The organism is Veronia nyctiphanis, from assembly GCF_004116385.1.
GTDB classification, from domain to species: domain Bacteria; phylum Pseudomonadota; class Gammaproteobacteria; order Enterobacterales; family Vibrionaceae; genus Veronia; species Veronia nyctiphanis.
In genome coordinates this window covers 46799-64797 of record NZ_PEIB01000030.1, presented here as the reverse complement: position 1 = coordinate 64797, position 17999 = coordinate 46799, and the positions used below count along the sequence as shown (strand labels likewise).

Annotated in this window: 17 protein-coding genes and 2 pseudogenes; 9 read left to right on the top strand and 10 right to left on the bottom strand. The window is 46.4% G+C overall.

Annotated features, from left to right (window positions below; genetic code table 11):
* Positions 1–378: 378 nt before the first annotated feature.
* From CS022_RS19155 to CS022_RS19145, 4 genes are all read right to left on the bottom strand, one after another.
* The gene (locus tag CS022_RS19155) at positions 379–822 is read right to left on the bottom strand and encodes an L-alanine exporter AlaE (RefSeq protein WP_129123607.1); all 444 of its coding nucleotides are present in this window, start codon (positions 820–822) and stop codon (positions 379–381) included.
* 199 nt (positions 823–1021) lie between these two features.
* Positions 1022–1180 carry a hypothetical protein gene (locus tag CS022_RS26700; protein ID WP_235869731.1) on the bottom strand — a complete coding sequence of 53 codons (159 nt, stop codon included), beginning with the start codon at positions 1178–1180 and terminating at the stop codon, positions 1022–1024.
* Entirely contained in the window at positions 1177–1518 is a 342-nt protein-coding gene (locus CS022_RS19150; RefSeq protein ID WP_235869724.1) for a hypothetical protein, read from the bottom strand. Before CS022_RS19150 ends, CS022_RS26700 begins: the two co-directional genes overlap by 4 nt.
* Positions 1519–1652: 134 nt before the next feature.
* Positions 1653–2111 (bottom strand): hypothetical protein, encoded by a 459-nt coding sequence (locus CS022_RS19145; protein WP_129123606.1) that lies wholly within the window; start codon positions 2109–2111, stop codon positions 1653–1655.
* Between the two features lie 213 nt (positions 2112–2324).
* Between CS022_RS19145 and CS022_RS19140 the strand changes: the two genes are divergently transcribed.
* The 3 genes from CS022_RS19140 to CS022_RS19130 all read left to right on the top strand — a co-directional run bounded on the left by CS022_RS19140 (position 2325) and on the right by CS022_RS19130 (position 4085).
* On the top strand, positions 2325–2678 hold the full coding sequence (locus CS022_RS19140) for a hypothetical protein (protein WP_129123605.1): 354 nt from the start codon (positions 2325–2327) through the stop codon (positions 2676–2678).
* A gap of 163 nt (positions 2679–2841) precedes the next feature.
* On the top strand, positions 2842–3312 hold the full coding sequence (locus tag CS022_RS19135) for a CreA family protein (RefSeq protein WP_129123604.1): 471 nt from the start codon (positions 2842–2844) through the stop codon (positions 3310–3312).
* 197 nt (positions 3313–3509) lie between these two features.
* Positions 3510–4085, top strand: coding sequence for a DUF1415 domain-containing protein (locus CS022_RS19130; RefSeq protein WP_129123603.1), 576 nt, complete (start codon positions 3510–3512; stop codon positions 4083–4085).
* A 63-nt stretch (positions 4086–4148) separates the two neighbouring features.
* Here the strand turns inward: CS022_RS19130 and CS022_RS19125 are convergent, their stop codons facing one another.
* Entirely contained in the window at positions 4149–4814 is a 666-nt protein-coding gene (locus tag CS022_RS19125) for a fumarylacetoacetate hydrolase family protein (protein ID WP_129123602.1), read from the bottom strand.
* A gap of 175 nt (positions 4815–4989) precedes the next feature.
* On the opposite strand from CS022_RS19125, the gene CS022_RS19120 reads away from it, so the two are divergent.
* Positions 4990–5682, top strand: coding sequence for an HAD-IA family hydrolase (locus CS022_RS19120; RefSeq protein WP_129123601.1), 693 nt, complete (start codon positions 4990–4992; stop codon positions 5680–5682).
* A gap of 115 nt (positions 5683–5797) precedes the next feature.
* Here the strand turns inward: CS022_RS19120 and putP are convergent.
* From putP to CS022_RS19100, 4 genes and pseudogenes are all read right to left on the bottom strand, one after another.
* Positions 5798–7293 (bottom strand): annotated as a pseudogene (gene putP / locus CS022_RS19115) (sodium/proline symporter PutP).
* 63 nt (positions 7294–7356) lie between these two features.
* The gene (locus CS022_RS19110; protein ID WP_129123600.1) at positions 7357–8082 is read right to left on the bottom strand and encodes an aldehyde dehydrogenase family protein; all 726 of its coding nucleotides are present in this window, start codon (positions 8080–8082) and stop codon (positions 7357–7359) included.
* Positions 8079–11186, bottom strand: a complete 3108-nt coding sequence (putA, locus tag CS022_RS19105) for a bifunctional proline dehydrogenase/L-glutamate gamma-semialdehyde dehydrogenase PutA (RefSeq protein WP_129123599.1) — start codon at positions 11184–11186, stop codon at positions 8079–8081. The genes CS022_RS19110 and putA overlap by 4 nt, the downstream gene beginning before the upstream one ends.
* A gap of 280 nt (positions 11187–11466) precedes the next feature.
* A complete protein-coding gene (locus CS022_RS19100) occupies positions 11467–12243 on the bottom strand; it encodes a helix-turn-helix domain-containing protein (RefSeq protein ID WP_129123598.1) in 777 nt (258 codons plus the stop codon).
* A gap of 622 nt (positions 12244–12865) precedes the next feature.
* On the opposite strand from CS022_RS19100, the gene CS022_RS19095 reads away from it, so the two are divergent.
* From CS022_RS19095 to CS022_RS19075, 5 genes are all read left to right on the top strand, one after another.
* Positions 12866–14704 (top strand): SUMF1/EgtB/PvdO family nonheme iron enzyme, encoded by a 1839-nt coding sequence (locus CS022_RS19095; RefSeq protein WP_129123597.1) that lies wholly within the window; start codon positions 12866–12868, stop codon positions 14702–14704.
* Between the two features lie 617 nt (positions 14705–15321).
* Positions 15322–15531 carry a hypothetical protein gene (locus tag CS022_RS19090; RefSeq protein ID WP_129123596.1) on the top strand — a complete coding sequence of 70 codons (210 nt, stop codon included), beginning with the start codon at positions 15322–15324 and terminating at the stop codon, positions 15529–15531.
* Between the two features lie 178 nt (positions 15532–15709).
* Entirely contained in the window at positions 15710–16021 is a 312-nt protein-coding gene (locus CS022_RS25505; protein ID WP_201746325.1) for a type 2 periplasmic-binding domain-containing protein, read from the top strand.
* 362 nt (positions 16022–16383) lie between these two features.
* Positions 16384–16659: a hypothetical protein gene (locus CS022_RS19080; protein WP_129123595.1), complete on the top strand. Its 276-nt coding sequence runs from the start codon at positions 16384–16386 to the stop codon at positions 16657–16659.
* Complete coding sequence (locus tag CS022_RS19075; protein WP_235869722.1) at positions 16632–17180, top strand: TRAP transporter large permease subunit; 549 nt, start codon at positions 16632–16634, stop codon at positions 17178–17180. Before CS022_RS19080 ends, CS022_RS19075 begins: the two co-directional genes overlap by 28 nt.
* 104 nt (positions 17181–17284) lie before the next feature.
* On the opposite strand, the pseudogene pdxH reads toward CS022_RS19075, so the two are convergent.
* A pseudogene (gene pdxH, locus CS022_RS19070) lies at positions 17285–17922 on the bottom strand (pyridoxamine 5'-phosphate oxidase).
* Between the last annotated feature and the right edge of the window lie 77 nt (positions 17923–17999).

Sequence of the window (17999 nt, the reverse complement as noted above, 5' to 3'; positions counted from 1 at the left end):
AACCACCGACACGGGGATTTTCAATCCCCTGCTCTACCAACTGAGCTATCGAGGCAACGAGCGACATTAAATAGCACTGCCGCAGTGATGTCAAAGTAAATTATCACATCAAACTGCTGATTGATGCTTTCTTGACTGATTGGGTGAAAGTTTGCTCTCTTTTCGTTTTTTCACTGGTTAGCACCTGCCCATTTTTATTTTGCGAACATTTAGAAAGATGAATGACTTACACGGTATAGCCATCAGGTACCGCTGTTCGATTCAATGCACAGCTAAGTGCAATGATGCCAAACGAGCAAGGGTGAAAGAGGGTATGGGAGGGCCTAAAACCAAAAAAGCCAACCGTTAGGCTAGCTTTTTGACCAACGAGAAGAGAGTTCAGGCTGCAGCAGGCTCAGACTGAACGTTGAACCACCTTCTGCACTGCTCAAGAAAAACGCCGTAAACGACACCAAGAATGCCTGAAATCAATGCATTTGATGTAACTGCTGTGAATATTTGCTCAACATCAGCGCCAACAGCCAGTAGTACCAAAATATAAATGGGTGACTGGAAAACCACATAAGCAAGAAAATCCGCCAGTGATTTTACTCTGCGCTTTGGTGAGAGGCTACGAGCCATTCGAATGACACGGTCTCGGAAAAAACCATAAGGCCACGCGATAATGACATTAACGGGAATAGAGATCAGTCGTGACATCAATGACTGCTCAAAGCTGAGTCCAGAAACCATAATTTCTATGATCATTCCAGTCACAAATGAGAAAACCACCATCGCAAACGTATCTGCTAAAGCAGCTCTGAACCGCGCACTATCCCTCATCGACACCGCCATAAGAATTTAAAACTAATATAAATAGTAAAAATTGAAACTAAACACTATTTAAACAAAAAATATGCAGTTATTAAATTCAATTTATATAGTATTTTTAGCTATTAGTTTTATCAATTCGGGCTATATGTAAATGCTGAGTTACTCACGTGATCGAAACGTTACGATCTCGATAAATCACGAGCCATGATCAGCCTAATCCAATAATTTGTATAAATAAGGCAAGGTTTCGATAGAAGTTCATTTGACTGATCACTTCACGGTGAGCTTCTACTTTATCAAGGTTTACCAGATAAAGATTATTGATACGATCGCGAAGTAAGGCTTGTTCTCGGCTAATGAATTTCATGATTTGGCCAAAGTTATCAAGAGACAACGAGTTAGGCAGATCATCATTATCCGTGTCGCGCATAACTGCGTTAATGCTGAAGAGAGCGCAGTTGCAGGCTGTTCATCCTGAGCGTCATAAATACTCAGGGTCGTAATGATGGCCTCCCTGCGTCGTTCAAGGCCATCTATTTGCTGCCAGCTTAACTGGATCAACCGAGTGTTCTCGGATTGGGCATCTGCAAGGTCGGAAGCATTCTCCCCAAGATCATCAATGACAAAGTTGGTCATTAATGCTGCCAGGATATTCAGTGCTAATCCGAAAGCGACAACCAGCCACGTAGGTATGCGATGTTTCATGCTTTTCCTCGGCATAGAGAAACCGGATGACAAAAAGCGCCATCATTGTGAGTTGTTACAAAGAAAAGCAAAGATTCAGAGGGTTGTCACACCGACGTGTGCATTTAATCTGAGAGTAAAGAGCAGTTAACCCATCAGAGTTGTGGTTCGTCGACAGGTTTGACTTGCGCCAGTTTGAGGTAGGCGTGCAATCCGCCATTTTTATATTCAATCGCAGAGTGGATATTGCTGTATTTGTTAGCAATCACTCTCGCATGATAGCGGTTGCTACCTTTTTCAATTTCTATCTCTAGCGCACCTTGTTCGATTCGCCACTGGCCCTTGGTGGGAAATCGGTTGAAAAGGGTAAACTCAGCCAAGGTGCCGTCAGCGTTAAAGGTTATTTCAGTGACATAGCCTGCACTGCAGGTTTTGATATAAGACTGACCACTCACATCCTCTGACTGAAAATGTCTCTTACTCGCCATCCAGCCAAAAAAGCCCGGCATGTCCTGATCGCTTAACGCTGGCAGGTCAGTGTGGTCAATAAACGCCGCAGTTTCAGATTCCCTGAAATAGAGTTGGAGTAATGATGCATTGACTTGTTGTGGCATAGCGATAGCAAGCAAAATGAATAGGGAGTCGCTACTTTACCCCGAGCATTCATGTTCTGATACGACCTGTTGTTAAGAATGTTAAGCGCAACGAAAAACCGCCAGCACACAGCCCACTTCCACTAACGTACTTTGACTATGCAACGCATTTGTTAGAGCCGAACATGTCAACTATGTTTAATGACAGAACTCTAATGACAAAAAGACATTACTATGCGCTACTTACTTTGTGTTTTGGTTTCTTTTTTTCTCGTAATTCCTTCTCAAGCAATAGCGGAAGAAAAAGCTGAACCTGCCAAGCCGAAAAATGAAGTTCGGATGGCACAGAAAAATGAAAAAATTTGTCGTACCAAGTTTTCCAAGGTGCTGTTTGATTTGCAGGTGGCGTTCAGCTCGGCAGACAATGATCCCATGGAGCGTCGTATGGCAGAGCGTAAAATAGCCGCAGCAAGAAAAACCTACAACGAGACTGGCAGCTTCTGCGAAGCCTTTTATGCACTCGAGCAATACGAGGCGGATAAAGGCGAAAGGCAAGAAGGTGAAGTGATGTTGGAAGGCGAAAAGTAACCCCTGACATAACTTACTGCATCAAAGAGCAGGTAAACCACCCTGCTCTCTTTACCTTTTCCTCGCCACCAACAAAGTGACTGTTTGCCTCACCTTGTCAACACTTCTTCAACGGTAGTCTGATATACTCATCGCTCAACGTCTGATAAAACAAGGAATTACTATGAAAAAGACTCTGTTTGCTTTCGGTCTGGTTGCGCTGCTTGCTGGTTGTGACAACAGTGAAGTGGGTGACGTATCGCTGGGCATGTTCACGCTCAAAGACATCAAAGTAAACAACCTTGTTGACCCTGAAGTGCCAGGCGTGACCTGTCATATTGCATCTATTGAAGCCGATTTGAGCCTTGCTGATCCGAGTGACAGCTCGATTTCATGCCGTCAAACGGGAGAGATTACGCCGGAGATGATTGCTGAGATTGATAAGAGTAAATCGGGTGAAGTGGTGTTCAAGAAATCGAAAAGTATTTTCTTTAAATCAATGAAAGTACGTCGTATTTATGACCCTGAAAACCAGACACTTCTTTACCTCTCATACACGACCAGAGAGACAGATGGCAGTTTCAAGCACAGCCTTTCTACCGTTCCGCTATGGGGCACAAAGGCTTACATCACGCAGCCTATCCAAACGAATTAATAACTCGTGGCAGAAAGGGGCATCTGCCCCTTTCATTACATCCAACCAATTCACACTGTAAATCAGCACTCTCCCCTCTCTCAATGCACGCTTATCGCTCTTGCCCCCATGAAAAATAGTTGAGCTAAAAACTTCCACATTTTGACGATTTCATTAAGATAGCGCGGTCGTAAATGTTTCTTCAAAGGCAGTAAAGTATGTCATCGCAACATTCCCCTTCAGAACACGATGTAAAAGCAGCGACTGAGCAGTGGCTGAGTAATGTGGTGATTGGCTTGAACCTTTGCCCTTTCGCAGCAAAGCCTCAACGAAATGGGCAAATACTTACGCTGGTCTGTGAGAGCAGCAGCGACGAAGTTGTGATGGAAGTGTTGTGCGATGAGTTGAAAAAGCTGGATGAAACACCAGTATCTGAACTGGAAACAACAATGGTCGTTACACCTAATCACTTCACTGATTTTGATAAATACAATCAGTTTCTCGATGTCGCAGACATGCTGATCGATCAATATGGTTGGCGAGGAACCTATCAGGTAGCCAGTTTCCACCCTGATTATTGCTTTGCTGATGCTGAGCCTGACTGTGACAGTAACCTGACGAATCGGTCACCCTATCCGGTTTTTCATCTGATCAGAGAAGAAAGTATTGAAAAAGCACTGCGTCACTATGGGGGCGACCCTGAAGATATTCCTGACAATAACGTAGAGAGAGTTTGCACGCTGTCAGACCAACAAAAGCGCCATTTATTCCCTTATCTCTTTTCCGCTGTCTGACAACACTCTAATTTGTGGTTATGGCTAGAAGGCTTTGCAAACATCAAAGCCTTCATCAAGTCGCTACTTCGCAACGCAGCTAACGGTAGCCAATGTCTCACCTTGTAACGAAATAGCCAATTCGTCAGAGTTAGCCAGCACACCAACACCTTTCGGTGTGCCTGTCAGAATGACATCGCCCGGATGCAGTGTGAAGAAATGGCTGATATGACTGATTAGCTCGATAATTGGCGTGAGCATTAACGATGTATCACCGCGCTGTCTGCTCTCACCATTGATGTCCAAACCGTAATGAGATATTGCTAAATCAACGCCCTCTGCAGACACGAAGTCACTCAGCACACAGCTGCCGTCAAAAGCTTTAGCCAGTTCCCATGGCAATTGTTTGGCTTTCAGCTCACTTTGAACCTCTCTGCGAGTCAAATCTAGGCCAACACCAATACCAAGCACGGCGTTTCTGGCATCGCTTTTCGTCGCACAGTTCAGCGTCTCACCGATAAGAATTGATAGCTCTGCCTCATAGTGAATCGGGCCAAAACGATGTGGTAGAAGGAGAGGCTCATGAGTACCCACTATCGATGAAGTTGGCTTGATGAATAATACTGGCTCGTCGGGAATCGGGTTATCAAGCTCTTTAGCATGGTCAGCATAGTTTCTGCCAATACATACAACCTTGCCGACAGGTAAGTCGCAAGCATTGCCATTTTTCCAAAGATGCTGGTACGTCATTTTTATCCTTAACTTCCGTTTATCTTCCATCAAACTTAGATCCTACGCTGACTTTAAAACCAATATCAATCCCTTAACACGACGTCGATAGCAAATTGAAAATCACTAACTTGTCCAATTCGAGGATTGAACCAAAGATTAAATAAGAGGGGGAGCAAAACTATGAAGGGATGATATGGAACACTTTGACTTTGATACTGCCATCTCCTGCATCATTTTCGACTGTGAGGGCACCTTAGTCGACAGTGAAACGCTGTCTCAACAGGCGTTGGTGAATACCTTCGCGTGCTATGGTGTTACCTTGACACTGGATGAGTGCTTGGACCACTTTCAAGGCGGACGACAAACTGACATCCTACTAAAAACCTGCGAACGCCATCAGATAACCCTTCCCCTTCATGAACTCGAACCTTTATACCGCAAAGAGTGTGACGCCCTCTTTGGTGAAAAGCTCTCCCCCATTGAAGGGGTGCCAGAGTTACTTGATCACCTTTACCAGATTGGGCTCGATATCTGTGTTGCATCCAATGGCCCAATTGCCAAGCTATACTCCAGCCTCGAAAGTACCGACCTATTACCCTATTTCGAGGGGCGACTTTTCAGTGCTTATGACACCAATAATTGGAAACCTGCCCCGGATGTGCTGCGATATGCGGCAATGAATATGGCTACACCCAAAGAGCAATGTCTTTTTGTTGATGACACTGTGCAAGGGGTGCAAGCGGGTATTAATGCGGGCATGAGAACCATCCATTTCAATAGCCGGGGTAAAGACACACTGGAGCATCCTTTGGTCAAAACAGTGGCAGGTATGAAAGAAGTGGGGGAAATGGTCAATCGTTTACCCGTTGCGAGTAACTGGACTTGATCAGAGCTTGATCATTGTTCCGGTGTCTTCAAGACATATCGAATTGGCTCTAACCACAGAATAAAAAAGGATGCTTGCGCATCCTTTTTTGTTTCACTCACTGCTTCCTTCGCAATTAATCTAATGTTTCTAACTTCGTCTCGTAGCTGTCGAACTGAGCTTTAACATCCGCTGAAGCGCCACCTGTGAGTTTACTCACAGCCACAACAGCTACCCCGGCAAGAATAAACCCAGGTACAATCTCGTAGATGTCAAACAAGCCGCCACTTAGCTGCTTCCAGACGACAACGGTGATACCGCCAGTCAGAATACCTGCCAGCGCGCCATTACGGTTCATGTCTTTCCAAAACAGACTCAGTAACAATGCCGGACCAAATGCGGCACCAAAACCCGCCCACGCGTAAGACACCAGACCTAATACCGTGCTATCAGGTTCATGGCCAGTGCCAGCGCCACCAGCGACAGTGCAACCACGGCGATACGTCCCATCATCACAACCTGTTCGTTGCTCGCCTGAGGGCGGAAAACCTGCTTGTAAAAGTCTTCAGCTAATGCTGACGATGACACCAGCAATTGTGAATCCGCAGTACTCATGATCGCCGCAAGGATGGCAGCCAATAAGATACCTGCAATGACCGGGTGGAAGGCTGCATTCACCAGTACCATGAAGATTTTTTCAGGATCTTCCAAAGCGACATCTGGGTTTGCTCCAATGAACATGATGCCAACAAGACCAATCAGCATCGCGCCGAACATAGACAGTGCAGTCCAAGACACAGCAATTAGACGGGCAGTAGTAATATCTTTGTTTGAGCGGGTTGCTTTAAATCGCGCCAGAATGTGTGGCTGACCAAAATATCCAAGGCCCCACGCCATCAGTGAAATAATGCTGATGGCTGTCAAGGGTTTGCCTTCGATGTTATTCCAGATGGTCAGTAACTCTGGGTTTTTCGCCGCTAATCCATTGCTAAGCTCGCTGAAAGAGCCGTCCATAGTAACAAGCGGGACATATACCAGAGCAGCTGCCATCAACAGACCTTGTACCAGATCCGTCCACGACACCGCCAAGAATCCACCAAACAAGGTGTAAGACACCACGCACACGGTACCGATGATCACTGCGAGCTGGTAATCAAGGCCGAAAACGGTCTCAAAAAGCTTCCCACCCGCAACCAAACCTGAACTGGTGTAGAACAGAAAGAACAGCAGAATAAAGAATGCAGAGATGGTTTGAAGCAATTTACTGTTATCGTTGAACCGACGGGCAAAAAATTCAGGTAACGTCAGAGCGTTGTCAACTTCAATACTGTAGGTGCGAAGGCGTTTAGCACAGATAAGCCAGTTCAGCCATGTACCCAGCAGTAAGCCACCTGCTAACCAGAGTGACTCCATACCCGCAGCGTAGGCATAACCTGGCAAACCAAGTAATAACCAACCACTCATGTCGGAAGCACCTGCTGAGAGGGCGGCTGGCCATGGCCCTAGAGAGCGGCCACCGAGAAAGTAATCTTCAGAGTTTGACGTTTTTTTGTAGGCGTAAATACCGATTGCAAGCATTAAGGCAAGGTACGCTACAAACGTCGCACTGATAGCGAAGCTGTTTTCTATCATTGGATATTCCTTAAAAATGATTCGGCCCCGATGAACGGGGCCGTATTCTGGACGTTCTTAGTATTAACCGCTGCCGAGTTCCAGAAGTGTGGCATTGCCACCCACGGCAGTGACATTGATTGTGCGGGTGCGCTCTGTGATAAAGCGCAATATGTAGGAAGGGGAACCAATCGTCATCAGTTGTGACGCATCAGTTTCAGCCACCAGCTGAGCAAGCAAGCCTGAGCGGCCCGCCAGTCGCTGATTAATTTCACGAATAACGTTTTGGTGTGCGGTAACGGCAACACCCGCTAATCTTGGATCAGTGGTGATGGCCGCTAACTCAGTGTCAGCAATACGGCTGGCAACACGAGCAGGACAGCCAGCTTTTACCAAATCAGCCAAGAGCGCATCAGCCTGCTCGGCCACAGCATCAGGAACAACAACCACTGCACAGTTACCCGCCAGCAATGTTGCGGCAAGCTGCCCCGCCAGTGCAATGACCGTCAGGGAACTATCACCCGTGACTGCAAAAACGCCGCGACCCGATGCATATAGCTCATTACTTTCACCTGTTGGCCCGGGCATTTCATGAACTGGGCTCAAGTACCGTGTTGCACTCTGGCACTGGAAACGGATCATTGCTGCAGTATCGGAGAACACCTGACCACCTCGATGACTGACACTGTCCGCCCATGCGTTCAACAGAGCGATGCGTTGTTCAACACCTTGATGGTTCCAGTCTTCCCATAGTGCAAGACTTTGATCGATTGCTGCCACCGCGGTTACTCCTTGTGCTTGAGAATTCATGCCTGCACCTCCACTTTCGCAAAGCGGTGGAGATAGTGAGGACCACCCGCTTTCGGTCCCGTACCAGACAGTCCCTGACCACCGAATGGTTGAACACCCACCATTGCGCCAACCTGATCACGGTTGATGTAGCAGTTACCAACGCGGGCACGTTTGTCAATGTGACGATAAGTCCCTTCGTTTCGACTGTGGACACCCAGTGTCAGACCAAAACCTGTCTGGTTGATCTGATCGATGATCTGGTCAAGCTCATCCGCTTTATAACGCAAAATATGCAGGATCGGGCCGAAGTGCTCCTGATCCAGACGGGAAATAGAGTCAATCTCGAACGCTGTTGGCGCAACAAACGTACCGTTGTCGCAGCTTGCATCCAGTTTGACTGACGCTACTTTCTCAGCGTGACGGTCCATTTCAGCAATGTGAGCCTTCAATTTACGCTGCGCCATTTCATCAATGACAGGGCCAACATCTGTGCTCAGCAACGATGGCTCACCGACAGAAAGTTCAGACATCGCGCCTCTGATCAGCGTGATGACACGCTCGGCAATATCTTCCTGTACATAGAGAACGCGAAGCGCTGAACAACGTTGTCCTGCTGATGCGAAAGCAGACCGCAGCACATCGCGAACAACCTGCTCAGGCAGTGCTGTACTGTCTACAATCATTGCATTCTGGCCACCCGTTTCTGCAATCAAAGGCACTGGTTCAGCATCACGCTGGGCAAGGCTTTGGTTGATTCGCTGTGCGGTAGGCGTCGAGCCTGTAAAGGCAACACCAGCGATACGCTCATCACGCGTCAACGCGTTACCCACAACGGCACCCTTACCCGGAAGAAGATGAACAACCCCAGCCGGAATGCCTGTTTCAAGCAATAACTGAATCGCACGGTAGGCAATCAGCGATGTTTGCTCAGCCGGTTTGGCGACCACGGTATTACCCGCAACCAGCGCCGCAGCGACCTGTCCGATAAAGATAGCTAACGGGAAGTTCCACGGGCTGATACAGGTAAACACGCCGCGTCCGGAATATACCGCAGTGCGGGATTCACCAGTAAAGTGTGTGAATGACTCTGGCGAGTCCATCATGGTTGTTGCTTCAACCGGATAGTAGCGGAGGAAGTCGACCGCTTCACGCACTTCATCAATGCTGTCATGAATGGTTTTACCCGCTTCACGATGGCAAAGAGCAACCAATTCAGGCAGATTTTCTTCAAGCTTGTCAGCAAGCTTCAGTAGGTACTCGCCACGCGCTTCTGCCTTAAGTGCTGCCCATGAAGCAAAACTCTCAGCGGCAATGTCCAGCGCCTGACTGGCGTGCTGTTCAGAAGCAAATGCCAGTGTGCCGACCTGAAGGCTTCGGTTGTACGGAGAAAGCACAGGCTGCGCATCACCGTTCAATGTTTCGCCATTCACCAGCGGCGCAGCATGCCACTGACTGTCCGTCATATACTGCGCAACCTTATCAGCGAATGGCGTCCATTCAGACTCAATATCTGTCGCCACACCCATCGAGTTCTTACGGTTTTCACCAAATACTTCAACTGGCATTGGGATGCGATTATTGTGCAGCGTTTCGCGAGACAGCAGAGCATCAACCGGATGCTGAATCAGATCGCTGATTGGGCAGCGCGCATCAACCAAGCGGTGAACGAATGAACTGTTAGCACCATTCTCAAGCAAGCGACGAACGAGGTATGGCAGCAAGTCTTTGTGACTGCCAACTGGCGCGTAAATACGTACACCGTTGCCAAACTGGCTCATTGCGTGGTTGTAAAGTGCTTCACCCATACCGTGCAGACGCTGGAATTCAAAATCACCATGCGGTGCCATCGCAGAAATAGCAGCAACGGTATGGGCATTGTGACTTGCGAACTGCGGATAAATCAGGCCACGGACTTGGTCTGACAGCAAGAAACGCGCACAAGCAAGATAAGCCACATCTGTCGCTTCTTTACGGGTATAGACAGGATAGCCATGGTGGCCGTGTTGTTGCGCCAGCTTAATCTCTGTATCCCAGTATGCACCTTTAACCAGTCGCATTGGGATAACGGTGCCATGAGCACGGGCGAGACCTGCCAACCAAGTGATCACGGGAAGTGCACGCTTCGAATATGCCTGAACAACAAGACCAAACTTGCCCCAGCCGGCAACGGTCGGGTGCGTATACAGTTTTTCAAAAAGCTTCAATGACAATTCAAGACGATCCGCTTCTTCAGCATCAACCGTAATCGCGACGCCAAGTTCAATAGCGCGGTCAAGCAGCGCCAGCACGGTGTCGTACATTTCTGTCATCACACGTTCTGTGTTAGCCACTTCATAACGAGGATGTAATGCAGAGAGCTTGATAGAGACTGAAGGTTCGGGCGCATCGCCACGACGCAGGTTTCTGCCGACGGCTTCGATAGCTTCCATGTAATCATTGAAGTACTTCTGCGCATCTTGACGGGTCAGTGCTGCCTCACCCAGCATATCAAATGAGTAGGTGAAACCTTTATCACGAGGCTTCTCGCCATTCTTTAGCGCTTCATTGATATTACGGCCCAGAACGAACTGGTGACCCATGATCTTCATGGCCTGATGCATGGCCTGACGGATCACAGGTTCGGAGAATTTGTTGACGAGACGGTTAAGCGTTGAGACAGGGCTAGATTTTTGCTCATCCAAGTTCACAACTTTACCGGTCAGCATCAAGCCCCATGTTGATGCGTTAACAAAGACAGATTCAGAGCTCTTAAGGTGTGATTTCCAATCAGCAACACCTAGCTTGTCACGAATCAGTGCATCAGCAGTTTTACTGTCTGGCACACGCATCAACGCCTCTGCCAGACACATCAGCAAAATACCTTCACGGGTATCTAGGCTGTACTCCAGCAACAGAGCATCAATCATCTGAACGGCTTTATTATCTGCACGCACAGACTCAATCAATCTTGTTGATTGTTCATCAGTCAATTTGCGTTCAGCGTCGGAAGGGGTAGCCAAAGGCAGTAGCTCTTTCAGCCACTGGCTCTCGTCTACACAATAAAGTGGGGAAATATTCTGCCAGAGCGTTTCAAGCGGTTGCTCAATAAACGCGGGGGCAAGGACATCGATCGCTTTAAACATAAGCAGGATTCTCTCTCCGTATTCTCCATCAAAGCGGAAAATGTTGCATCCATGTTATTAGTTAACCGATTCTAGCCGATGTCCGTATCTGGTCTTTCAAAAATCTGCGGCATTATTACAAAATACTCCGATCATTAACAAAGAAAATCTCAGATATTTAAAATTAGACAACAGATAAAGAAAGTAAGAGAGAAAGATCACAGTTAATACGCGATGAAAAATTAACAAATGGCAGTGTTTTATTGTAAGGAAAAACAATCAATAAACTGGAAGCAACGCCTCATGGCTGCTGTGTGCGATATCGGGAGGGAGAGACACCAAAATAACGAGAAAAAGCACTGGTAAATCCACTCTGACTTGCAAAGCCACAACTGTCAGCTATTTGCGCCATAGAAAGCTGACTTTCGTGAATAAGTTGTCGCGCGAGAGTAAAGCGCTTTTCCAGTACGTATTGATGAGGTGTCATGCCAACCTGCTCTTTAAAGAGCTGGTGGAACTGGCTTTCAGCAAGAAATACGGTACCAGCCAACTGAGCCACCCCTATTTTCCGACTTATATGGGCATGAATATATCGATCAATCACATCCATATTGAGTCGATGTCCATGACGGCGCGGCGTAACCCGCTCTTTGAAATGGTTTTGCAGCACGCATACTAAGGTGTCCGCACAGGCAGCACTCAAAAGAAAATCGCCAGGGTTGGCTGCCATTTCGGTACTTAAGGCTTTGATAAGTAATTGCGCCTGATTATCAAGCTGAAAGTACGCCTCTCCACTGAACAGTTGAGCCACTTTATCCTCAACATGCGGTTGGTTGTAAAAATCATCAACAGGCACATTGATAACCAGAATCTCGTTCTGGCCCACGCCAGAAAAAGCATGCTCTTCAAGACATGACACCAAGCAACCCTGCCCCGGCCCCACCAAGCCGCCTCGACCACCAACTTCAAACTCTGACTGGCCCTGAAGACCAATCACCACCTGACCGTAATCATGGGCGTGGTGAGACGTCTGATTGGGTAAGGCAATGATTTGAGATTGTTTACGTGTCGAGCTCATGGATACAGTAAGTTAGGTGATATTTTACGTCGCGCGATTGTCTCATTTATCGATGAAAAACGCGATCATCATTACCGGAAAGATGATCAAGTGTTGTCAAAACTACGGGATATGTCATTTGGACTGTATAAGCGAACAGGATCCCATCATTCCAATCGCAAATTCGTGTGTTATTCGAGTTATCCCCTTTCGAAACACATGTAGATAAAACCATAAATTATTGTTTTAATTAAACTAAATAAAGAAGCAATGAATGACATACATCTTGATCATCTTTCCGGATAAAAATGACAACGATCTTCCCCTGATCATCGTTCCGTAAACTTGGATCTAAGATCGCACCTGCATGTGAGCGCTCATCAGAGGAGAAACAACGGGAAACGTCTTGTTGCTGAATAGGACCCACTAAACAATGGATTACATAATTGTTGCTTTATGAATTGATAAATCTCTCAAAACTCTCCCACTTCTACGCGAAATCTCATATCTGATACTAAATTTTAATTTCAATACATAATTTTATATTCCAAGATCTATGACCATTTTCATGCGATGCAAAATGGTGTCGTCATAGTGAAGTCCCAACTAATCGCGTCAAATTTGAATGATCAGGGTAGAAACAATGCGTAATCGACTGTCCATACTTCTGTCAGCAATTTGGTTAATGCTTCTTACAGGGAACGTTTTTGCGGAAGAGACAAGGTCACTCAACGAGGATCCTGTTTTTACGCTCGAACGACAGCTTGAAGAAAAACGCGAGGAGATCAATACCCACTCGCAGAACCTTCAGGTACAGCATGACACGCTGGCAACATTGATCACCAAGCGGTCTTCACTCAATAAAGAGCGAAGTCAGCTTGAAGTAAACCGAAATCAAACTCGTGACAGACTGGACGAGCAGTACCGGCGTTTGTTAGAGCGGCCCGATATAACCAGCCTTGGTCAGTTCCAGCAGGACTACCTCTCTTCATGGCAATCTTTGAGTGAAAATAAAGAGAAAATCACCAACATGGATGTACTGGTTAACGACCAGCAACAGTTGGTTGAAGATCTCAAACAGCAAAAACAATTACTCAGCAATGCCATGGACAGTATTCAGGAAGATATGAAGCTTGCCCGCGTCAAACGGATGATGCAGGAGCTTAGCTCAACGGATTCTATCGAGCTTGTTCATACCATCACCTGTGATGCCAATGTCACCCTGGCGGCTTGTTCGAAACAGGGTAAATCGCTGACGATGCAAAAAGCAGTAGATACTTTTCAGACAAAGTTAATCGATGACGTGACCGAAACGTCACTCGCCAAGATGAATGCCAGCGCTGTCTCTTTCAATATTCAGGTACTCAACAGCAATATTGTGAGTAGTGGTTTCAAAGGCGACAACGGCTATGTCACTCGGATTAATGTCGAAATGCGAAGCCAACCTGATGATAAAGTCGCTTGTAAGCTTCTTAACTTCGCCGATCGTTATTGTTTGAATCAATCACAAGATGTCGCGCTGCTTGATGAAATCAATGACAACAAGCGCTGGATAAACGTTAAAATTCGCTCCAATCGCTTCGATGATAAAGTCACCATCAACGGTGTTTCTTATGGCAGCACACCGGTTGAGATCATGCTGCCCGCTGGTCAGCATCAGCTGATGGTCGAAAAGCCCGGTTACCGCCCATACAGCAGACAAATGATCATGACTAAAGATTCCATCATTTGGGCCAACCTTGAGGAGGTCACTAACGCCTCCAAACCAGGAAAAAAGTTCAGCGACTCGCTTTCAAATAATCGCAAAGCACCTGACATGATTGTGATAAAAGCGGGTCAGTACCAAATTGGGCAGCACGCAGAGAGACCAATCAAAGTCCAGAAGCCCTTCTCTATCGCCGCAACGCCGGTTACCGTGAAACAATTTCGTGAGTTTGTAGCAGAGACAAGTTACGTCACGGAAGCCGAGAAAGGGCTTGGCTGTTCGGCGCTGATTTACGGCAAAACAAAACAACTGATCAATCACAACTGGCGTAATCCCGGCTTTAAACAATCTGATCGTTCGCCTGTGGTGTGCATCAGTAAAAATGATGCACTCGCCTATTCAAAATGGCTCAGCCGCCATACAGGGCATAACTATAGCTTGCCATCGGAAACTCAATGGGAAATCGCAGCACGCGGCGGAAGCCAGTCAGACTATTGGTGGGGTGATGACATCGGTGTCGGTCGAGCCAACACCGGCTGGAGCGGAAGCGCATGGTCGAACAAAAGCACCTCCCCTGTTGCCAGCTTTCCGGCAAATGCATATGGCGTTTACGATACGGCTGGAAACGTATGGGAGTGGGCCTCTAGTGATATTCCTGTAGCGCGAGGTGGTGCGTGGAGTTTTTCACCGGGCAGCGCAAGAGTCTCCGAGAGACTTGAATTGAACTCAAATATTACGGCGAACTATCTGGGTTTTCGTGTCGTCCGAAATATCTAGAAAACGTTTTCAGTTTCGACTTTAAAGGCAGCCTTGCTGCCTTTTTTATGCCGCCAGTTAAACCACAAGACATAACAACTCACATAGTTAGAGGACACTAATTATGTTAACAATAGTAAAAATACGTACATATAAAAACCAGTCTAAAAACACTCAACTCATAGATATCCCCATTCAGAAAACGCTTTATTATCAACATTGATGTCAAAACAGAACGTCAATTTAAACTATAAAAATCAATTACATAAATATATAATCTGTTAAATTCTCAAGTTTTAAACCATATTACACAAAAAAATTGAAGTGTAATACGCAACTAATCGATTAAAAAAATATCTAATATTGTATACAAAATAACATTTGTCTATTCGCTTTATTGCCTATAGAAACCAACTTCAAGTTGGCTGAGTGCAAAATGACAAAAGCATCGCTTGTTCAAACATTGCGACTAGATAACACAGCGCTATTTAGCGTTAGTCTTCTTGTCTAAGAACTCGTTAGACTCTGGACAACCTGAATCAGCATCCTAGCTTTTGTGGTCATTATCCACGAGGCAAAAATCTGGAGTGTAAGTCATACGTTTCGCCTCTCACTACCAAAGTAAAAGAACTATCACCATGGAAATTAACCGTCGTTTATGGATAAGTGCCGGACTCATAGGTGGACTTCTCCTCTCTCCACCTTTCTCCGCATCAGCACAACCAGTCAGGGTTCTGACTCAACTCATCGAAACAGCAAAACAGTTTCCAAACGAAGAAGTAGCGATAAAATCACTGAAAAGTGATGGATTCAATGTTCTTTACAATAACTACGGAGCTCAGGTTTAAGTACAGCAGACGGCCTTCGCCTTGTTGCCGACAATGCTTTCAATATAGTCTCTGTGCAGATTGGTACAGCAGCCAGAGATGATGCTTCTTTGAAGGTTCAGATTTAATTGGTATTTCAACAGACATGACGAGCCTTCGAGCCGCTGTTGACGCATATCAAACCTCATAAGATGACCGACTGCGAAGCCGATTTGGTGCCACAGTTTTAGCTCTATGGCCTTTTGGCCCACAAGTCTTCTATTGTAATGCCGACATAGAAAAAGTAGATGACCTAGCCGGTCTAAAAATCCGTAGCTTCACACCTTCAATGTTCGCTCTTCTTGAAACCTTTGGTGCAAGCCCGGTAACACTGAGTTTCGGCGAAGTATATCCTGCGTTACAACGCGGCGAAGCAGATTGTGGTGTTACTTCTCCTACGTCAGATAACTCAGGCAAATGGCCAGAAGTAACAACACATCAATTACCGCTCTCTGTTTCTGGATCTGTGTAAGGCATTTTCGCAAACTTTGAATGGTGGCAAAGTCTCTCGGATGAAGAATGGGGCAAGATAACCAAAGCCTATTCAACACTCGAAGCATCACAATGGGAACTTGCTCAAAGCATCAATGAGGATGCTGTTGCCGGTAATACCAATCAGTCAGGTTGCACCGTCGGTAAAAATTCTCGATGAAACTCGTTCCTATCTCCGAAGCTGATAACCTGCGCGTTAAAAAGGCAGCAGTAAACGTCGTGCTACCTGACTGGTTCTCAAGGTGTTAAGCAACATATAAAGCTTGTGAAAAAGTCTGGTATGACACAGTAGGTGCTGCTCGCGGCAAATCACCGCAAAGCAACTAATGTAGGGCCTAGGTTATGAAACTCGAAGATCGCATAAACCAGCTGATGCACGTTATCACACTCAGTGCTGGGTATGTTCTGCTGGTTCAGGCCTTTGTTACAGGGGCTGAAATCGTCGCCCGGAAAGTCTTTAACCATTCATTTCAAGGTATTGATGAGCTGGGTAGATATGCATTAGCGTTTGCCGCAAGTGTCGGGTTTAGTCCTGCATTTATCTTCTTTATATTTACGGCGGATGGGCAACCCCCACGGAAGCAGCGGCAGTGGGTGTTGTATCATCACTTGGGCTAGCGGCCTACTACAAGAAACTCGATATTGAAATGCTCAATGATAGCTTGCTCGGGACAGTAAGAATCACCGCCATGATTGTGCTGGTGCTTATTGGTGCTTTTTTCTTGAATTTCAGTATGGGCATACTCGGTATACCCAATGTAGTCGCATCTTTCATCACTTCACTTGATGTTACACCCGTTGAGTTGATCTTATATCTGGTGGTTCTTTATCTTATTCTTGGCTGTTTTCTTGATGCATTGGCGATGATGATAACCACGATACCTGTTCTCTTTCCTGTTGTAACCGCTGTAGGTATAGACCCTATTTGGTTTGGCGTTTTTGTGGTGATTATGAGTGAGCTTGCGCTTCTCACCCCGCCAGTCGGAATGAACCTATATATCGTTCAAGGTGTGAGGAACCCGGGAAGTATTACCGATGTGATGGTGGGTGTTTTACCATTTTTCATCGGTATCTTGTCACTGGTTATCTTAATCGCTTTGTTCCCAAGTATTGTCACTTGGCTACCCGCCGCGATGTAAAACGTTTAAAGTGGCGCTAAAACAAAGAGCCTTGTTCTGTTTAGGAGCAAGGCTTTTCGCTTATATCGTCATGCTTTCTCTGACGGGTCAACGAGAAAGGCCAATTACGGTGACAAGCGCTCAATATTCCATTGACCGTCTTGCTGGCTTTGGTAAATAAATCGGTCATGAAGCCGATGCTCCCCACCCTGCCAGAATTCCATGCTATCAATTTTCACCCGGAAGCCTCCCCAGAATGTCGGGACAGGTACTTCGCTTTTCGCAAACTTTTGCTTCAGCTCCATGTACTTTCCCTCAAGCGCACTGCGGGCTGAAAGGCGTTGGCTTTGTTTACTGGCCCATGCCGCCAATTGGCTTTCCTTCGGGCGCGAGGTGAAGTATTTCATCACTTCTGTCTTACTCAGTTGCTCTGCAGTCCCTGTGACATGTACTTGGCGTTCAAGATGATGCCACGGAAAATGGAGGCTGATACGTTGATTGTGTTTAAGGTGTTCAGCTTTTCGGCTACCAAGGTTGGTATAAAAACCATACTGTCATGACCGACATCTTTCAGCAGCACAATGCGCTGAAATGGTTGGCCGTTTTCATCAACGGTTGCCACCGTCATTGCAGTTGGATCGGGTAGCTCTGCGTCGATTGCCTGTTTCAACCAATGCTCAAAAAATGCGATAGGGTCAGGATTCAGATCTTTCCTTCTCAAGCCACCCTGAATATATTCACGACGAATATCAGACAATTCCATGCTTAACTCCAGCTTTTGTTTTGCCACATTTTGTATTTTATGCGTGAGCAACACAAGTAGATCAGTATGTCGCGTTC

Excerpts from the sequence above, each read along its gene's own strand:
- CS022_RS19155 (WP_129123607.1), bottom strand. The coding sequence starts at position 822 with ATGAGGGATAGTGCGCGGTTCAGAGCTGCTTTAGCAGATACGTTTGCG.
- CS022_RS26700 (WP_235869731.1), bottom strand. The coding sequence starts at position 1,180 with ATGAAATTCATTAGCCGAGAACAAGCCTTACTTCGCGATCGTATCAAT.
- CS022_RS19150 (WP_235869724.1), bottom strand. The coding sequence starts at position 1,518 with ATGAAACATCGCATACCTACGTGGCTGGTTGTCGCTTTCGGATTAGCA.
- CS022_RS19145 (WP_129123606.1), bottom strand. The coding sequence starts at position 2,111 with ATGCCACAACAAGTCAATGCATCATTACTCCAACTCTATTTCAGGGAA.
- CS022_RS19140 (WP_129123605.1), top strand. The coding sequence starts at position 2,325 with ATGCGCTACTTACTTTGTGTTTTGGTTTCTTTTTTTCTCGTAATTCCT.
- CS022_RS19135 (WP_129123604.1), top strand. The coding sequence starts at position 2,842 with ATGAAAAAGACTCTGTTTGCTTTCGGTCTGGTTGCGCTGCTTGCTGGT.
- CS022_RS19130 (WP_129123603.1), top strand. The coding sequence starts at position 3,510 with ATGTCATCGCAACATTCCCCTTCAGAACACGATGTAAAAGCAGCGACT.
- CS022_RS19125 (WP_129123602.1), bottom strand. The coding sequence starts at position 4,814 with ATGACGTACCAGCATCTTTGGAAAAATGGCAATGCTTGCGACTTACCT.
- CS022_RS19120 (WP_129123601.1), top strand. The coding sequence starts at position 4,990 with ATGGAACACTTTGACTTTGATACTGCCATCTCCTGCATCATTTTCGAC.
- CS022_RS19110 (WP_129123600.1), bottom strand. The coding sequence starts at position 8,082 with ATGAATTCTCAAGCACAAGGAGTAACCGCGGTGGCAGCAATCGATCAA.
- putA (WP_129123599.1), bottom strand. The coding sequence starts at position 11,186 with ATGTTTAAAGCGATCGATGTCCTTGCCCCCGCGTTTATTGAGCAACCG.
- CS022_RS19100 (WP_129123598.1), bottom strand. The coding sequence starts at position 12,243 with ATGAGCTCGACACGTAAACAATCTCAAATCATTGCCTTACCCAATCAG.
- CS022_RS19095 (WP_129123597.1), top strand. The coding sequence starts at position 12,866 with ATGCGTAATCGACTGTCCATACTTCTGTCAGCAATTTGGTTAATGCTT.
- CS022_RS19090 (WP_129123596.1), top strand. The coding sequence starts at position 15,322 with ATGGAAATTAACCGTCGTTTATGGATAAGTGCCGGACTCATAGGTGGA.
- CS022_RS19080 (WP_129123595.1), top strand. The coding sequence starts at position 16,384 with ATGAAACTCGAAGATCGCATAAACCAGCTGATGCACGTTATCACACTC.